This window comes from Glycomyces tarimensis (genome assembly GCF_054776215.1).
Window position 1 is genome coordinate 253,012 of sequence record NZ_BAAHCB010000005.1, and the last position, 14,728, is coordinate 267,739.

A 14,728-nucleotide genomic window follows, 5' to 3' on the forward strand; every position below is an offset into this window, starting at 1 on the left:
AACGGGACATCCGGTGAAGCGGCGTCGATTCGGGCATCGTTCACCGATACGGGATTGCAACCTATGCCAGTCCGGATCCGGGTGTGGCCCCGCAAAACGGGCAGCCGGGCTTCCATTGAACACTACGAGGTCATTGTGACACTGAACGTCATGCGCACGGCCGGTATATCCCGTCCAGGTCCACTCCGGCGACGGCCCCCGTGAAGCCCTCTTCGGCGTACCGCTCGCAGGCCGCGGCCCGGTGGTCCTCCTCGACGGCGTAGTCGACGGCCAGGACGCGCTTGCCGGCCTCGGCGATCGCGCGCACGTGCTCGAGGTTCTCGGCGCACCAGTCGCGCCCGCACGGTTCGTCGGTGGCGAGGAAGAACAGCTCCTCGACGCCGATCCCGTCGATCGCCTCCATGTACCCGGGGAATTCGCGCAGCTCCGGGGCGTTCTGCGGCAGCACCTCGAAGCCCGGCCGCCTCGCCGCCAGGTGGTCCTTGGCCCTCACGATCAGCTCGACCATCTCGAGCGCCAGGCGCTCGCGGTCCTTCCCGGGCACCAGCTCCAGGTCGATCTCCTCGTAGGCGTTCGGCACGTCCAGGTACACCCCGTCGAAGCCGGCCGCCAGCGCCTGGTCGAGGCGCGGGCGCATCACCAGGTCCCACCACCGCTCGTCCCAGTACGCCACGAAGTGCTCGTCGGGCCACGCCTCCCACCGGTTGAGGACCATGTCGGTCGCGGCGACCGCCGGGTACTCGGGCCGGTACGTCTCGATCGAGCCGATGGTGAAGTAGGCGTAGACGGTCTTGCCCGCCTCGCGGAGCGCGCCGATCTCCTCGGCGGTGAAGTAGTCCTCGCCGCCGTCGCGTGCCAGGTCGATGACCGCGACGTCGAACGAGGTGTCGGCGATCGCGCCGAGGCCGCCGTCGTCGTAGTCGGTGAGCTGGTAGATCCACTCCTCCGCCTCGCCGCGAGCGTCGGTCCCGGCGGGCGCGGCGCAGCCGGCGGCGAGGAACGCGGTGGCCGCGAGCGCGGCCCGGATTCGGCTCATGTTCGGCGGGCCGACCGCCCACCGCCTATCGCCTCGGCGACCGCCTCCACCGCGAGCGCCCTCGCCACGTCGGCCGAGGCCTCCACCGCGCCGGTCGCGGCGGCGATGAACGCGTCGCCGTCCATGCGGGTGTGCACCGGGCTGACGGCTCGCGCCAGCCCGTCGTGCGCGCCCTGCGCGAGCAGTTTGCACTCGACCTTGGTGAGCCGCGCGTTCGTCGCGACCACCCCGATCGTCGTGTTCCGCCCGAACGCCACCGGGAAGCCCTCCGGCCTGAGGAGGCTGCGGTCGAGCGGCCCCGGTTCGCCGAAGGCGTTCACCGCCGTCAGGGCGCTCACGACCAGGTCGCCGCTGCGCAGCGTCGCCGCGGCCAGCCCCGAGGGCAGCACCGCGCCGCGCCACTGCCCGACCGTCGCGCCCCGCCCGGCGCCGACCGGGCCTTCCAGCGGCGCTTCGGCGTCGGCGGCCTCGCAGGCCGCGTAGCCCTCGGCCGGGCCCGGAACGACGCCCGAGCCGTCGAGGTCGTATAGCGCGAGCGTCGGCACGATCGGCACCACGCCGCCGGGCGTGGCGACGCCGTGCCCGCGTTCGGCGAGCCAGCGCATGACCCCGTCGGCGGCGGCCAGCCCGAACGCCGAGCCCCCGGTGAGCAGGACGGCGTCGATCCCGGCGTTCGACCTGATCGGGTCGAGCAGCTCGATCTCGCGGCTCGCCGGGGCGCCGCCGCGCACTTCGCCCGAGGCCAGTGTCGCGGTCGGGAACAGCAGCACCGTGCAGCCGGTGCGCTCGCCCGTCCAATGGCCGACCCGAACCCCCATGTCCCACATATCGACAGACTACCGCCCACGGGAGTCGACTCGGTCGTCAGCGAAGATAACCAAACGGTAACTTAGATCTCTGTGGACAGTGGTGTGGGATACATGTGACCCACGCGAAATCCCTGGATTTCCTAGCCGCACGAGTCATACGATTGACATCGAAGCCGGGAGCCAAGGCAACGAAGCGGCAATCCCGATCTGAAGCTCGAACTCCCGGTCCCAATGCCACAGCATTGGCCCGCCGCCGTCGACAAAGGCGTCATCGACGAGTGGTTCATCCCTGAGAAATCCACTATCCGGCACACCATGCCGGGAAGGAAGAATCATGAACGAGTTCGTAGGTGCATACCTCGCAGTCGACGCCGCCAACACCACCGCCACCTCGGCGCTCCCCAACGCTCCGGTCGTCGACGACGGCCGCGCGAACAAGCCGTACATCGCTGGTGCCACGGCCCAGGAGAAGGTGCGCTTCTCGACCGCCGGCGTCCTGCGCCGGATGGCCGACCGGGTCGAGCGCGGTTCGCTGACCCGCGCCGCCTAGTAGGGCAATGGCTTAGACGCACCCACGAGGTGCGCGCCAAGACTGCAAACTCAAGAACACACACGCGTGACGCGCTGAGCCGACAATGGCCAGCGCGTTTCGTCATGCTCGGGCCGCTTCAAGAGGCCTCTCTCATGGCGGGCGATCGGCCGGACGAGCCGCGGCGCACCCGGAGGCCCTGCCCGCGCTGCACCTTCCCTCCGGCTCACGTGTCGCCTGGTCCCCCTGCCAAGCCGGCGGCAAGGTGCTTATGAGATGGCCATCAGTACCGAGGACTCCGGGGACCGCAGCCGCCGTTGCCAGCACTGTGATCCTGCGAACCTCCGCCCCTCGCCGAGACTCCACGTGCCTCGCTGTCGCCAGCGCGCATGGAGGAGACTCTTCCCGATGTCCATCGACGACCTGAGCGCGGCGATCGAGTCCGCCAAAGCCGCCATCGAAGAGGCCGCCGCGGACTCTGGCGGTGCCATCGACAAGGCTGAGCAACTGTCACATCGGCTCCAGTCGCTCGGTGCCGAAGGCAAAGTAACTGAAGCCGGACGGATCCGCACGGAACTGGAGGGCCTTCGATCCGCACTGGTAGCACTTGTCAACGCTGCCGAGCGAATACAGGCGCAAGCGCAGGCCCTTCGCAACACGGGTAGCGCCCACACTGGGGCTGCGCCGGCAACCGTTCCGGAACCGCGCGGAGAACGCGGCACGGGCGCACCCCGAAAGGCTCAGCGGCACGTCCAACCCCCGCCGGGCGTCCCTGAAAGCTGGTCGCCGCGGACCGCGGACAATGCCAAGGGCTCCGTTTGGCAGCGGCCGGGAGCCGATGGAAACACCGACATGGTCCGTGTCATGGACGGCACCGAGCGTTATCCCCACGGATACGTGCGGTTCTACAATCAGCACGGGCAGCCCGTCGGCTTGGACGGCAGACCCGGATCAAGGGCGCACACCCATATCCCCATCCGCGAGGATGGCACCTTCGATCAGCCACAAGGATGGCAACATGATGGAGACTGAATTGGCCGGCCAGACTGTGGCGGTCTCGGATCAAGCCCCGCTCACCCTGCGCACCAGCGGAGGTTGGGTCATCACCATCGAATCCAGCCTGGAGGCCGGCGAGGACGAAGCCCCGCAGGAGTTCCAGGGCGACGAGCCCGATTCGGTACGCGCGCTGGCCGCGCGTCTGCACGGATTGACCATTCGAACGGCCGCCGCCCACGGCGGCACACTCGAGATCGACTTCGCGGCAGGGCCTCAGTTGACTGCCGGGCCCGATCCCGACTTCGAGGCTTGGAGCCTCACGGGTCCGGCGGGCCAACGCATGGTGTGCATGCCGGGCGGCGAGCTCGCCACCTGGAGCTGAGCGAGGCATGCGAAAGGGGGCCGGCCCGTGCGGGCCGACCCCCTTGCTGCTCAACGGTCTAGGCGTGCCAGCCCGGGATCGGGTAGGCCTTGGTGAACTCGCGGATCTCGCCGGCGATCGCGTCGAGCTCCCCGTCCTTCTCGGCCTTCGCGGCGCTGATGGCGCGGTCGATCCAGTTCGCCACCAATGCCATGTCGCCCTCGGTCATGCCGCGCGTGGTCACCGCGGAGGTGCCGATGCGCAGACCCGACGGGTCGAACGGCTTGCGCTGGTCGTACGGCACCGTATTGAAGTTCAGCTCGATGCCGGCCACGTCGAGGGCCTTCGCCGCGGGCTTCCCACCGATCTCCTTGCTGCTGAGGTCGACCAGGATCAGGTGGTTGTCCGTGCCGCCCGAGACCAGGTCGTAACCGCGGTCGCTCAGCGCGGCGGCCAGCGCCTTCGCGTTCTTGACGATCTGCGCGGCATAGGCCTTGAACGACTCGCGGGCCGCCTCGCGCAGCGCCACCGCGATCGCGGCGGTGGTGTGGTTGTGCGGGCCGCCCTGGAGACCGGGGAAGACCGCCTTGTCGATCGCCTTCGCGTGGTCGGCGTCGGTCATGATCATCGCGCCGCGCGGACCGCGCAGCGTCTTGTGGGTCGTGGTCGTGATGACCGGGGCGTGGCCCACCGGGCTCGGGTGCGCCCCGCCGGCGACGAGGCCGGCGATGTGGGCGATGTCGGCCATGAGGACCGCGTCGACCTCGGCGGCGATCTTCGCGAAGCCCTCGAAGTCGATCGTGCGGGGGATCGCGGTCCCGCCGCAGATCATGAGCTTCGGGCGCTCCTTGCGGGCGATCTCGGCGACCTCGTCGAGGTCGATCCGGCCGGTGTCCTTGCGGACCCCGTAGTGCACGGCGTTGAACCACTTGCCCGTGGCCGAGACGCTCCAGCCGTGGGTCAGGTGCCCGCCCATCGGCAGGCCCATGCCCATGACGGTGTCGCCGGGGTTCAGGAACGCCAGGTAGACGGCGAGGTTCGCGGGGCTCCCCGAGTAGGGCTGCACGTTGGCGTGGTCGACGCCGAACAGCTCCTTGGCGCGGGCGATCGCCACCTCCTCGACCTCGTCGATGAGCTGCTGGCCCTCGTAGTAGCGCTTGCGCGCGTAGCCCTCGGAGTACTTGTTCGTCAGGATGGACCCGGTGGCCTCCATGACCGCCTCGGAGACGTAGTTCTCGGAGGCGATGAGCCGGATCTTCTCTGACTCCCGGCGTCCCTCGGCCTCGATGAGCCGCTCGATCTCCGGGTCGGCGGCCGCGAGGTTCGCGGTGAGGGCCTCATAGGCGTCAGTCATTTATGCTCCTTGTCGATCGGCATGGTCTGAGCACGGCGACCGGGCAGGTGGCCTTGACCCCACGAGCATAACCGCCGCCCCCGGCCCCGCTCAGCTGCGTTTCGGGCACTGTGACCGGCGGCGTCCTTCCCCTGTCACTCATCCGGGCGTTCGAGACTCCATTGCGTACACGCAGTACGGTGCGATGTATGTCACCTAAAACCGCAACCAACGCGATCGGTGTGGGATTCGCGGTAGCCGCGATGGCGGCGCTGGCCCAGCTCGGGCTCGCGTACGGCTTCGGGCTGCTGTCCTGGGCCGAGGCTGCGCCCGGTTCCGCGGACCCCGTCCTCGACCATCGCTGGAACGCGAACCTCGCCTGGGTCGTGTGGTTCGCCGCCGCCTCCTGTGTCGTCGGAGGCCTGGCCTCCGGGGTCATCGGCGGACGCGGCGAGGTCTCCGGCTCGCCCGCCGTCCGCGTCGCCGCAGTGGCCGCCTCCGCCGTAGGCGCGTTCGCCGTCGGGCCCCTCGTGGCGCTGTCGGCCCAGCAGAGCGCCGTGTCCGACTCCTTCCCGCCGGACCCGCTCATGGCCGCCGCCGTCGGCTCGGCCGTCGGCTTCGTGCTCACCCTCATCGGCCTGGGCTCACGCTCGGTCGCGGTCAACGTCGGCGCCTCGATCGGGCTGATCTGGCTGCTCGCCATCCTCGCGACGTTCGTGGAGATCGGCGAGTCCACCTCCGAGGTGACGGAACTGGCCGTCTGGGGTTCGTGGGGCGACCCCGATTCGGCGCTCGGGCAGCGCGGCCTGTCCATCGCCGTGCCGTTCGTGGTCGGCTCCGCGCTCATCGGCGCGATCGTCGCCATCCTGGCGCGCCGCAAGCAGATCACCAGCTCCGGCTACCGGATCGCCGCGGCCTCGGGCATCGCCGGGCCGCTCATCGTCACCGTCGCGCACCTGGTCGCCGGCCCTCCGCTGGCCGACAGCCCCGAGTCGATGGCGGTCTTCCTCGTCGGCCCGTACGCGGCCATCGCCGGCCTCCTCGGATCGCTCGTCGTCACCGCGATCCCGCGCGCCGGCAGCCAAGTCGACGACGACCTGCCCGGCAAGCCGGCCGAACGCGACGACGCGCTCGTCGAGTCCGCTCCCGGCTGGACCGTCCCGCAGGCGCCCGGCTCGGCCTTCGACGACACGAACGACGGCAAGACCAAGTCGATGCCGGGCAGACCGGCCGAAGCCGAGGCGGCGGACCCGGACGTCGACTGGGTCCAAGAGCTCAAGCCGGTCGGCGAGGGCGGCACCCTCACCGCCGACAAGGACACCGGGACCGATCCGAAGCCCGCGCCCAAGCCCAAGCGCACCCGCAAGGCTTCGAAGCGCACCCGGCGCAAGCTCGGTGACGCCGAGCCCGACGCCGCTTCGGACTCCGCGGACTCCTCCGACTCCTCGGACTCGGAGTCTTAGACCTCCCACTCGTGGACCGGTCGGCCGTCGGCCGACTGGGCGGCGTAGTCGAGCACCATCGCCCGGAGCGCGTCGAACCGCTCAAGGCGCTGCCGGTGCTCGGCCACCTGCACCCTGGCGACCTGCCAGGAGGCGCCGTTGACCCCGCGGCGGCACCGCTGCTCGATGACGTCGAGGAAGCGGTCGGCGTCGCGGGCCGACACGCCCAGCGAGGCGAGCCCGTCCGACGCGAGCGGCAGCAGTTCCTCGAGCACGAGCTTGCGCACCGGCACCAGGCCCCGGCCGGGCCAGACCTGGTCGGCCTGGATGCCGTGCCGGGCCGCGGCGAGGAAGTTCGACGTCGCCGACTCGAAGTCGAGTCGGTCGCTCAGCTGCGTCTCGCCTTCGGCGAAGTGCGCCGCGAGCCCGTAGAACAGCGCCATGTTCGCGCAGATGTCGGCCGGCGTCGGCCCGGCGGGCAGGACCCGGTTCTCCACGCGCAGATGCGGGCGGCCGGAGCGGATGTCGTAGACCGGGCGGTTCCAGCGGTAGATGGTGCCGTTGTGGTACCGCAGCTCGCGCAGGATCGGGACGCCGCCGTCGGCGACGACCTCGATCGGGTCCTCGGGGCCGCAAAGCGGTAATAGCGGCGCGAAGTGCTTGTAGTTCTCGTCGAACAGGTCCAGGACGCTGTCGATCCAGCGCTCCCCGAACCAGGCGCGCGGCATCGCCCCCGCGTCGCGCTGGGAGGGCTGGCGCGTGTCGGTGCCCTGTTCGAACAGCGCGATGCGGGTCTCCGCCCACAACTGGCGCCCGAACAGATAGGGGGAATTGGCGCCCAGCGCGACCTGGACTCCTGCGAGGGCTTGGGCGGTGTTCCAGTAGCGGGGAAATGCCTCGGGGGAGACCTGGAGGTGGAATTGGACGGAGGTATTGGCGGTTTCGGGAGCGATATTGGAACAGGAATAGCGGACCGACTCGGCCCCTGAGATGTCAATGTGGACGTCTTCGCCGCGCGCGGCCATGATCTCCTCGTTGAGGAGCCGGTAGCGCTTGGCGCTCGACAGCGTCTCCACTTCCATGTGGTCGGTGAGGAGCGTGGGCATCGTGCCGATGGGGCAGCAGTAGACACCGGCCTTGCCGGCGGCCTCGCGGACCTCGGCGAGGACGGCGGCCAGATCGCTTTCGTACCAAGAGATCCCGGCCCCGTCGAGCATCCTGGGGGGCAGGTTCAGTTCGAGATTGAACGCGCCGAGCTCGTGCTGGGCGCTGTAGAGGGCCTCCTCATCGCCGGCGGTGTGCAGGTATTGCAGGACGGCCTCGTTCGCGAAGGCCGGATCCCCGTTGTGCTCGAGGAGATCGAGTTCCAGTTCGACGCCGGTGAGCGGCCGGTTGCCGTCGAGTCGCCGGTCGGCCAGGAGTTGCGCGAGGGCCTCTCGTCCTGCTTGGAGTTTCGCTTGGTATGCGGATTGATCCCAATGCGCCAAGGCAGAACCGCTCACCTCGTCGCCCATGTTTCCTCCCCAGGAATCGATGGTTTATCAACCTTAAGACGGTAGGTCACTTCATGGCTACCAAGGGAGATGTTGTTTCGCCCCAAATGATGTACTTCACGCACATATTAGGGATCGACTACCGACAGTGGTGTCAAAAGGTTGACACAAGCGGGTCTCACTTGGCAACCGTGGGTGCGTTACCGCGCACCAAGTAGGATCGGCGCGTGACCGAACAGCGCGCTCATCGGCTCGGCCCGGCCGACTTCCATGCCGCCCTCCGAGGCGGCGGCATGTTCACGATGCTCGACCAGAGGGGCGCTTCCCTCTTCGCCCACCTCGCATGGCGGACGGGCCTCAAACCGACCCACCTGACGCTGCTGAACCTGATCATCGGGCTGGGCACGTCGGCGGGCGTGATCGCCTACATTCCGCTCGCGCGGGACGGCGCTCCATGGTGGCCGGTCGCGCTCGCCGCGCTCGTGCTGTGGCAGGTCGCCTACATGCTCGACTGCGCCGACGGGCAGCTCGCCCGCGCCACCGAGACGGGCTCCGAGGCCGGCGCGCGCGTCGACATCCTGACGGACGTGGCGATCCAGGCCTCGGTGGTCGCGGTCGTGGTCGCGGTCGTCGACGCGTACACGCCGGGCGTTCCGGCCTGGGTAGGCGCGGCCTTCGCGGCACTGTGGATGACCAACCTCGTCACCTCGGTGATGGCCAAGGGGGACAGCGGCGTCTCGCTGGTGAAGTCGGGCAACATCGTCGTCCGCTCGATCAAGCTCGTCCGCGACTACGGCTTCGTCATCGTCGTCATCGCCTTGGCCCTCGCCTGGCCCGAGGCGATGGCCGCGGTCATGCTGTTCTTCGGCGGGGTCAACGCCCTGTTCCTCCTGGCGAGCATCGCCGCCGCCGCCCGCGCGTCGCTCCGCTGAACGGCGGGAGGCCGGATTCGTATCCGGGAGCCGATCACTCGGGTCCCGGCGGCACCTCGACCGTCGCCGCGGAGTCGGGCTCGACCGTGACGGTCTCGTAGCCGGCGGACGACGCCGCCTTCGACGATCATGCGCACGTCTCCCAGCGGCTGCCCTCCGTGTCGGTGACGGTCCTCTCCAGCGCACCGGACTTGCCCGGCGGGGCCTGCTCGACCGCGTCGTCGGTCGACGCGGCCGTGGCCACGACGTCGTCGACTTGTCCGCTGCCGCCGCATTGGTCGTCGGCGGTCTCGACGGCGGTGCCGCGGGGCCGGTGCGACAAGCCGGGCCGGTGCGACAAGCCGGGGCCGGTCCCTCCCAGGCGAGGAGCCTCGACCCTCACTTCCACCGTAGGGGTCGACGCGCCGATATCAAGGGGATCGGATCATTCGGCCGCAAGTGCGTAGTCGATCTTGGAGCGACCGCGGGCGTTCCACGGAGGCCGCAGACCATCGCAAATCGGTATGAATTCATTGACATGTCGCTATCTGTATGCAAACCTTAATAAAAGCAGTGGCGAGAAGATCGCACTGCTTCCCTCGCAACCAGAAGGAGCGCATATGCCCTTGAAGGCCCTGCTCGCCGCCGCCGGCGCACTCGCCGTCATGTTCACGCTGTCGTTCGATGCGCCGCCCGCCGCATCGGCCGACGACCATGCGCATGCCCACGCCGACAACATCCTGACCCTCACCGTCATCACCGACCCAACCCCCGAACAGGAGGCCGCCGCCGAGTCCGAGCAGTTCTCCACCCTCGACCACGGCGACAAGGGGCACACCTACCCGCCCGACCACGACGGCAACGTGCCGACCTTCTACGGCGGTGACTGCCACGACGGCGTCCTGGCCTACGCGACCTGGTGGTCCGAGGGCGACTGGTACATCGTCTACGACAAGTGCGAAATGGAGCGCTACGGTGCCGGCCAGTCGGACTGGGACCGGGTCGGCGCGCACGAGAAGGCGCACACCGACGGCTGGGGCCACGGCGAAGAGCCGCGAGACCGCAACGCGGCCTTCGAGCCCGGCATCGTCATCTGCGGCTGCTAGCTGCGGTCACGAGCAGGAGGCCTACTTGTGAAGCCGTCGCCCTACAACGGCGTTCACTTGAGGGCCTCCTCCTCGAGCAGCTCCTCGTAGATGCCGATCAATTGGCGCAAGACCACATCGGGGGAGAAGGTCGACTCGTAGCGGGCCCTCGCATTGGCCGCATAGGCCGGGTCCTTCGCCACCGTCTCGAGGCCCCGCGCCAGGGCCTGCGCGTTCGGCTCCACCGCCACGCCGGCCGGCGCTGCCGCATCGGCGCCCGCGACGAACGGCGCCCCGCCCATCCGCGTCGCCACGATCGCGCGCCCGCTCGCCAGCGCCTCCAGTCCGGTGGTCGGCAACACGTCCCGCCAGACCGACGGGATCACCACGGCCGCTGACGCCGCCAGCGCCGCACGCATGCCGTCGGCATCGAGCTGCCCGAGGTATTCGATACCTTCTTCTCTTGCGGCCGCCTCCTCGACGAGGGGCCGCAGCGGCCCGTCGCCCGCGATCCGCAGCCGCCGCCCCGGCAGGTCCGCCCGGCGCCAGGCGTCCAGCAGCAGTTCCACGCCCTTCTCGGGCACCAGCCGCGCCCCGAACAGGAAGCCCTCGCCGAGCGGCACCGGCCCGGGGTCGGCGATGGCGTTCGGCTTGACGCGGATCTGCTCGTCCCCGATGCCGGTGCCGCGCAAGAAGTCCGCGATCGCGTCCGTCAGTGCGACGAACCGGTCCACCGTCTTCCACGTCCGCTGGTGCGCGCCCAGTGCCACCGCCATCACCGCGCTCTGCGCGCGCGAGCCGCGGTAGCAGGCGTGCAACACGCCCGGTGCGTTCCAGCGCCGACCGTGGCAGTCCGTGCAGTCGTGGCCGTCCCTGAAATACAGTCCGTTGACGCAGTCGTGCCGGTAATTGTGAATGGTCTGCACCACTTTCACTCCCGCACGGTGCGCCGTGTTGACCACCGAGGGTGACAGCAGCGGATAGGGATTATGGAGGTGCAGCACGTCCGCCCGCTCCCGCTCGAGCACCGCCGCGAGGTCCCGCTGCGTCCGGGCGGCATGCACCGGCGAGACCACGAGCGCCGCCTTCTGATGCGGGGCAAGGCCACCGATCTCATCGGAGGATCGCAGGAACGGCACCACGTCCACGCCGGCGTCCCGCAGCGCGCCGATCTCGTAGTCGACGATCACGTTCTCGCCCGACGGCTGCGCCGATGCGTAGCGGTTATGGGCGATGACGATTTTCACATGGCCTCCGGGTGGCGCGCACGGCTTTCAGCTCGGCCGAAGATACCTCAGGCGCTGAATAGGTGTAGGTTGTCGGGTACCGTGTCGGCGGGCCGCCCGGTAGCGATCGGTGACTTCGATCTCCCCCGCGGACACTCACCTCCACCGTAAGCTGACGACCGCAGGGATGTGCAGTGGCTACGAGCCTGGAACGCCCAGCAAAGCAATACCCAGCCGGGAAGTACGAACGGACGGGAACGCACGTGGCTGGCACGCAGAAGGACGGTGATCCGAAGCTCGTTACGAACGGAGTCACCCGCTCGGCGTGGCGCCGGCTGGTCCGCGCGTCCAACTGGCACCGCTCCTACCAGGCCGCGCTGGTGGGCGTCGACTTCGCGGCCGCACTGACCGCTTCGGCCATCGCCGTCAACCTCACCCCGCACGCCGACGCCGGCTTCACCGACGGACAGATGCCCCTGTTCCACCTCGTCGTCTGGCTGCTGCTCCCGCTGGCATGGATCCTCACCCTCTGGGGCACCGGCTCCTACGACCGCCGCTACCTCGGCCTGGGCAACGACGAGTTCAAGCGCGTCATCCGCGCCTCGATGTTCATGCTGGCCCTGGTCTCCTTCCTCGCGCTCACCTTGAAGGCCGACGTCTCGCGCGCCTCGGTGGCCGTCATCCTCGCCGCGGGCGCGATCCTCATCGCCGCCTGCCGCTACGCCGCCCGCATGGCCCTGCACAAGATGCGCAAGGTCGGCCGCGCCGTCCAGCGCGTGCTGCTCATCGGCTCCTACCCCGAGACCCTCGAGGTCTACCGGACGGTGCGCCGCGCCCCGGCCGCCGGGCTCGTGCCCGTCGGCATATACGTCACCGAGGGCGCCTCCTCGGTGCGCAACCTGGACACCCCGGTGCCGGTCTTCGCCGGCACCGACGTCGTCACCTGCGCCGAGCAGCTCCGCGCCGACACCCTCGCCGTGTGCGGCACGGCCTCGGCCGACGCCTCCGACCTGCGCCGCCTCGCCTGGCAGCTCGAGGGCACCGGCCGCGATCTCGTCGTCGCGCCCCAGCTCACCGACATCGCCGGGCCCCGGGTGCACATCAGGCCCGTCGAGGGCCTGCCGCTGCTCCACGTCGAAGAGCCCAAGATCTCCGGCATCGGCTGGCTCATCAAGAACATCCTCGACATCTCCTCCTCGGTGCTCGGCCTGGTCATCCTGTCGCCGCTGTTCCTGGCCGTGGCCATCGCCATCAAGGTCGACAGCCCCGGCCCGGTGTTCTTCCGCCAGGCGCGCGTCGGCCGCGACGGCGAGACCTTCCGCTGCTGGAAATTCCGTACGATGTACATCGACGCGGAGGAGCGACAGGCGGCGCTCATGATGCACAACGAGACCGACGGTCTGCTGTTCAAGATGAAGGACGACCCGCGCATCACGCGCGTCGGCAAGTTCCTTCGCCGCACCTCCATCGACGAGTTCGCCCAGCTCATCAATGTCGTCAGGGGCGAGATGAGCCTCGTCGGCCCCCGCCCCCTGCCCGCCGAGAACGGCGACTTCCTCGGTGATGTTCGTCGCCGCCTGCTGGTGCGGCCCGGCATCACCGGACTGTGGCAGGTGTCCGGCCGCAGCGATCTGTCCTGGGACGATGCCGTCCGGCTCGACCTCTACTACGTCGACAACTGGTCCCTCACGACCGACCTGCAGATCCTCTTCCGCACCGTGGCGGTAGTGTTGCGGCGAAAAGGCGCTTACTGACCGCTTACGCCCAGGTAAACGCCGGGGGAACCCTGATAATCTGGGGAATTGATGACTTCTTACGGAACTGGCAGCCGGATCCTCGTGACGGGCGGGGCGGGCCTGGTGGGCTCGCACCTCGTCGACGCCTTCCTGGAACGAGGCTGCGACGTGACGGCCGTCGACAACTTCGCAACCGGGTCCCGAGACAACCTGTCCGACCACCCGAACCTCACCTTGGTCGAAGCCGACGTCACCGAAGGCCTCCCGGTAGGAGACGAGCCCTTCGACGCGGTGCTGCACTTCGCCTGCCCCGCCAGCCCCGTGGACTTCGAGACCCTTCCGGTCGAGATCCTCCGCGTCGACTCCGTGGGCACCCTGCACGCGCTCGACCGCGCGCTGGGCGACGGCGCGCGCTTCCTGATGGCGTCCACCTCCGAGGTCTACGGCGACCCGCTCATCCACCCGCAGCCCGAGTCGTACTGGGGGAATGTGAACCCGATCGGGGTGCGCTCCTGCTACGACGAGGCCAAGCGCTTCAGCGAGGCCGCCGTGGCCGCCTACCACCGCCACAAGGGCCTGGACGCGGCGATCGTGCGGATCTTCAACACCTACGGGCCGCGCATGCGGCCGGACGACGGCCGCTTCGTCCCCACCTTCATCACGCAGGCGCTCGCGGGGAAGCCGCTGACCGTCCACGGCGACGGCTCGCAGACCCGCTCGCTGTGCTTCGTCGACGACCTGGTCCGCGGGCTGATCATGCTCCTCGAATCGGGGGAGTACGGGCCGATCAACCTCGGCGCCGAATACGAGCTGACCGTGCGCGAGACCGCCGAGATCATCATCGGCCTCACCGGCTCGGCGTCGGTCATCGAGTACACCGACCGGCCCTCCGACGACCCCGAGCGCCGCCGCCCCGACCTGACGGCGGCCAGGGAGCTCCTCGGCTACCACCCGCAGGTGCCCTACGAGGCCGGCCTCAAGGCGACCATCGACTACTTCGCCACCTCCGATCCGCAGGCGCGCGTGCGTGGTCAGCACTAGCGTGCGCCCGCCGCGTAAGCTGTCGGCATGACGTATTCCGGTTCCAATTACCGGGGCAACGCCTCGGTGCCCTCCGGTGGCGGCGGCGCTCGCGTCGCCTCCGCGGCGGCCGGCGGGCCCACCCGGCGCGGACTGATCGGCTCGGCCGTGGGCCTGGTGGCGTCACTGGCCGCGGCGGGCGGCGGTGCCGCCGTGTGGACGACCGCCAACGGCGCCAACGACGACCTCGAGCGCGCTTTCAACCTGGACTCGATCGAAGACCGCCCCGACAAGAGCACCGGCGCGATCAACGTGCTCGTGCTCGGCTCGGATCACCGCGAGGGCAACGACGAGGCCGACGCGCGCGCGGACACCGCGATCATCCTGCACGTCAACGAGGCCGGCACCGAGGCCTACGGCATCTCGATTCCGCGCGACCTGTACGTCTACATCCCCGAGGATCCCAACGCGCTCTACTACCCCGAGTACACCGGCACCGAGGCGAAGTTCAACTCCGCCTACTCGTGGGGCGGGGCGAACCTCGTGGTCCGGACCGTCGAGGAACTGACCGACGTGCGCATCGACCACGTCGTGGAGATCGACTTCGCCGGCCTGGTCGAGGTCGTGGACGCGCTCGGCGGCGTCAACATGTACGTCGAGCAGACCATCGAGTCGATCCACCCGCCCTACCGCACCTTCGAAGAAGGCATGCACCACATGAACGGGGAGGAGGCCCTCGACTGGGTGCGGC

General features: G+C 69.4%; 15 protein-coding genes. 9 read left to right on the forward strand and 6 right to left on the reverse strand.

The features are described from left to right. Positions 1–148 precede the first annotated feature (148 nt). Positions 149–1,036, reverse strand: a complete 888-nt coding sequence (locus ACYVK3_RS06745; protein ID WP_460496522.1) for an endo alpha-1,4 polygalactosaminidase — start codon at positions 1,034–1,036, stop codon at positions 149–151. Continuing rightward, positions 1,033–1,863: a P1 family peptidase gene (locus ACYVK3_RS06750; RefSeq protein WP_460496523.1), complete on the reverse strand. Its 831-nt coding sequence runs from the start codon at positions 1,861–1,863 to the stop codon at positions 1,033–1,035. The genes ACYVK3_RS06745 and ACYVK3_RS06750 overlap by 4 nt, the downstream gene beginning before the upstream one ends. A gap of 316 nt (positions 1,864–2,179) precedes the next feature. Between ACYVK3_RS06750 and ACYVK3_RS06755 the strand changes: the two genes are divergently transcribed. The 3 genes from ACYVK3_RS06755 (at position 2,180) to ACYVK3_RS06765 (ending at position 3,752) form a co-directional block, all read left to right on the forward strand. Continuing rightward, positions 2,180–2,395 carry a hypothetical protein gene (locus ACYVK3_RS06755; RefSeq protein ID WP_460496524.1) on the forward strand — a complete coding sequence of 72 codons (216 nt, stop codon included), beginning with the start codon at positions 2,180–2,182 and terminating at the stop codon, positions 2,393–2,395. Between the two features lie 387 nt (positions 2,396–2,782). Further along, complete coding sequence (locus ACYVK3_RS06760) at positions 2,783–3,406, forward strand: hypothetical protein (RefSeq protein ID WP_460496525.1); 624 nt, start codon at positions 2,783–2,785, stop codon at positions 3,404–3,406. Further along, positions 3,393–3,752 (forward strand): DUF6188 family protein, encoded by a 360-nt coding sequence (locus ACYVK3_RS06765; protein ID WP_460496526.1) that lies wholly within the window; start codon positions 3,393–3,395, stop codon positions 3,750–3,752. The genes ACYVK3_RS06760 and ACYVK3_RS06765 overlap by 14 nt, the downstream gene beginning before the upstream one ends. 58 nt (positions 3,753–3,810) lie before the next feature. Here the strand turns inward: ACYVK3_RS06765 and glyA are convergent, their stop codons facing one another. Beyond that, positions 3,811–5,085 carry a serine hydroxymethyltransferase gene (gene glyA, locus ACYVK3_RS06770; protein WP_460496527.1) on the reverse strand — a complete coding sequence of 425 codons (1,275 nt, stop codon included), beginning with the start codon at positions 5,083–5,085 and terminating at the stop codon, positions 3,811–3,813. 188 nt (positions 5,086–5,273) lie between these two features. On the opposite strand from glyA, the gene ACYVK3_RS06775 reads away from it, so the two are divergent. Beyond that, positions 5,274–6,527, forward strand: coding sequence for a hypothetical protein (locus ACYVK3_RS06775; protein WP_460496528.1), 1,254 nt, complete (start codon positions 5,274–5,276; stop codon positions 6,525–6,527). On the opposite strand, the gene ACYVK3_RS06780 is transcribed toward ACYVK3_RS06775, so the two are convergent. Continuing rightward, entirely contained in the window at positions 6,524–8,020 is a 1,497-nt protein-coding gene (locus tag ACYVK3_RS06780) for a glutamate-cysteine ligase family protein (protein WP_460496529.1), read from the reverse strand. The two genes, ACYVK3_RS06775 and ACYVK3_RS06780, sit on opposite strands and share 4 nt — an antisense overlap. A gap of 272 nt (positions 8,021–8,292) precedes the next feature. Here ACYVK3_RS06780 and ACYVK3_RS06785 point away from each other — a divergent pair, with 272 nt between their 5' ends. After that, positions 8,293–8,931 (forward strand): CDP-alcohol phosphatidyltransferase family protein, encoded by a 639-nt coding sequence (locus ACYVK3_RS06785; RefSeq protein ID WP_460496970.1) that lies wholly within the window; start codon positions 8,293–8,295, stop codon positions 8,929–8,931. Positions 8,932–9,058: 127 nt separating this feature from the next. Here ACYVK3_RS06785 and ACYVK3_RS06790 read toward each other — a convergent pair whose 3' ends face one another. Further along, positions 9,059–9,253, reverse strand: coding sequence for a hypothetical protein (locus ACYVK3_RS06790; RefSeq protein ID WP_460496530.1), 195 nt, complete (start codon positions 9,251–9,253; stop codon positions 9,059–9,061). Positions 9,254–9,530: 277 nt separating this feature from the next. Here ACYVK3_RS06790 and ACYVK3_RS06795 point away from each other — a divergent pair, with 277 nt between their 5' ends. Further along, a complete protein-coding gene (locus ACYVK3_RS06795) occupies positions 9,531–10,016 on the forward strand; it encodes a hypothetical protein (RefSeq protein WP_460496531.1) in 486 nt (161 codons plus the stop codon). Positions 10,017–10,069: 53 nt separating this feature from the next. On the opposite strand, the gene ACYVK3_RS06800 is transcribed toward ACYVK3_RS06795, so the two are convergent. Continuing rightward, positions 10,070–11,242 (reverse strand): glycosyltransferase family 4 protein, encoded by a 1,173-nt coding sequence (locus ACYVK3_RS06800; protein WP_460496532.1) that lies wholly within the window; start codon positions 11,240–11,242, stop codon positions 10,070–10,072. 173 nt (positions 11,243–11,415) lie between these two features. On the opposite strand from ACYVK3_RS06800, the gene ACYVK3_RS06805 reads away from it, so the two are divergent. The 3 genes from ACYVK3_RS06805 to ACYVK3_RS06815 all read left to right on the forward strand — a co-directional run. Then, on the forward strand, positions 11,416–12,975 hold the full coding sequence (locus ACYVK3_RS06805; RefSeq protein WP_460496533.1) for a sugar transferase: 1,560 nt from the start codon (positions 11,416–11,418) through the stop codon (positions 12,973–12,975). A 51-nt stretch (positions 12,976–13,026) separates the two neighbouring features. Further along, positions 13,027–13,998: a UDP-glucuronic acid decarboxylase family protein gene (locus ACYVK3_RS06810; RefSeq protein WP_460496534.1), complete on the forward strand. Its 972-nt coding sequence runs from the start codon at positions 13,027–13,029 to the stop codon at positions 13,996–13,998. Between the two features lie 27 nt (positions 13,999–14,025). Next, the coding region (locus tag ACYVK3_RS06815; RefSeq protein ID WP_460496535.1) for an LCP family protein at positions 14,026–14,728 on the forward strand (703 nt) is incomplete at its 3' end.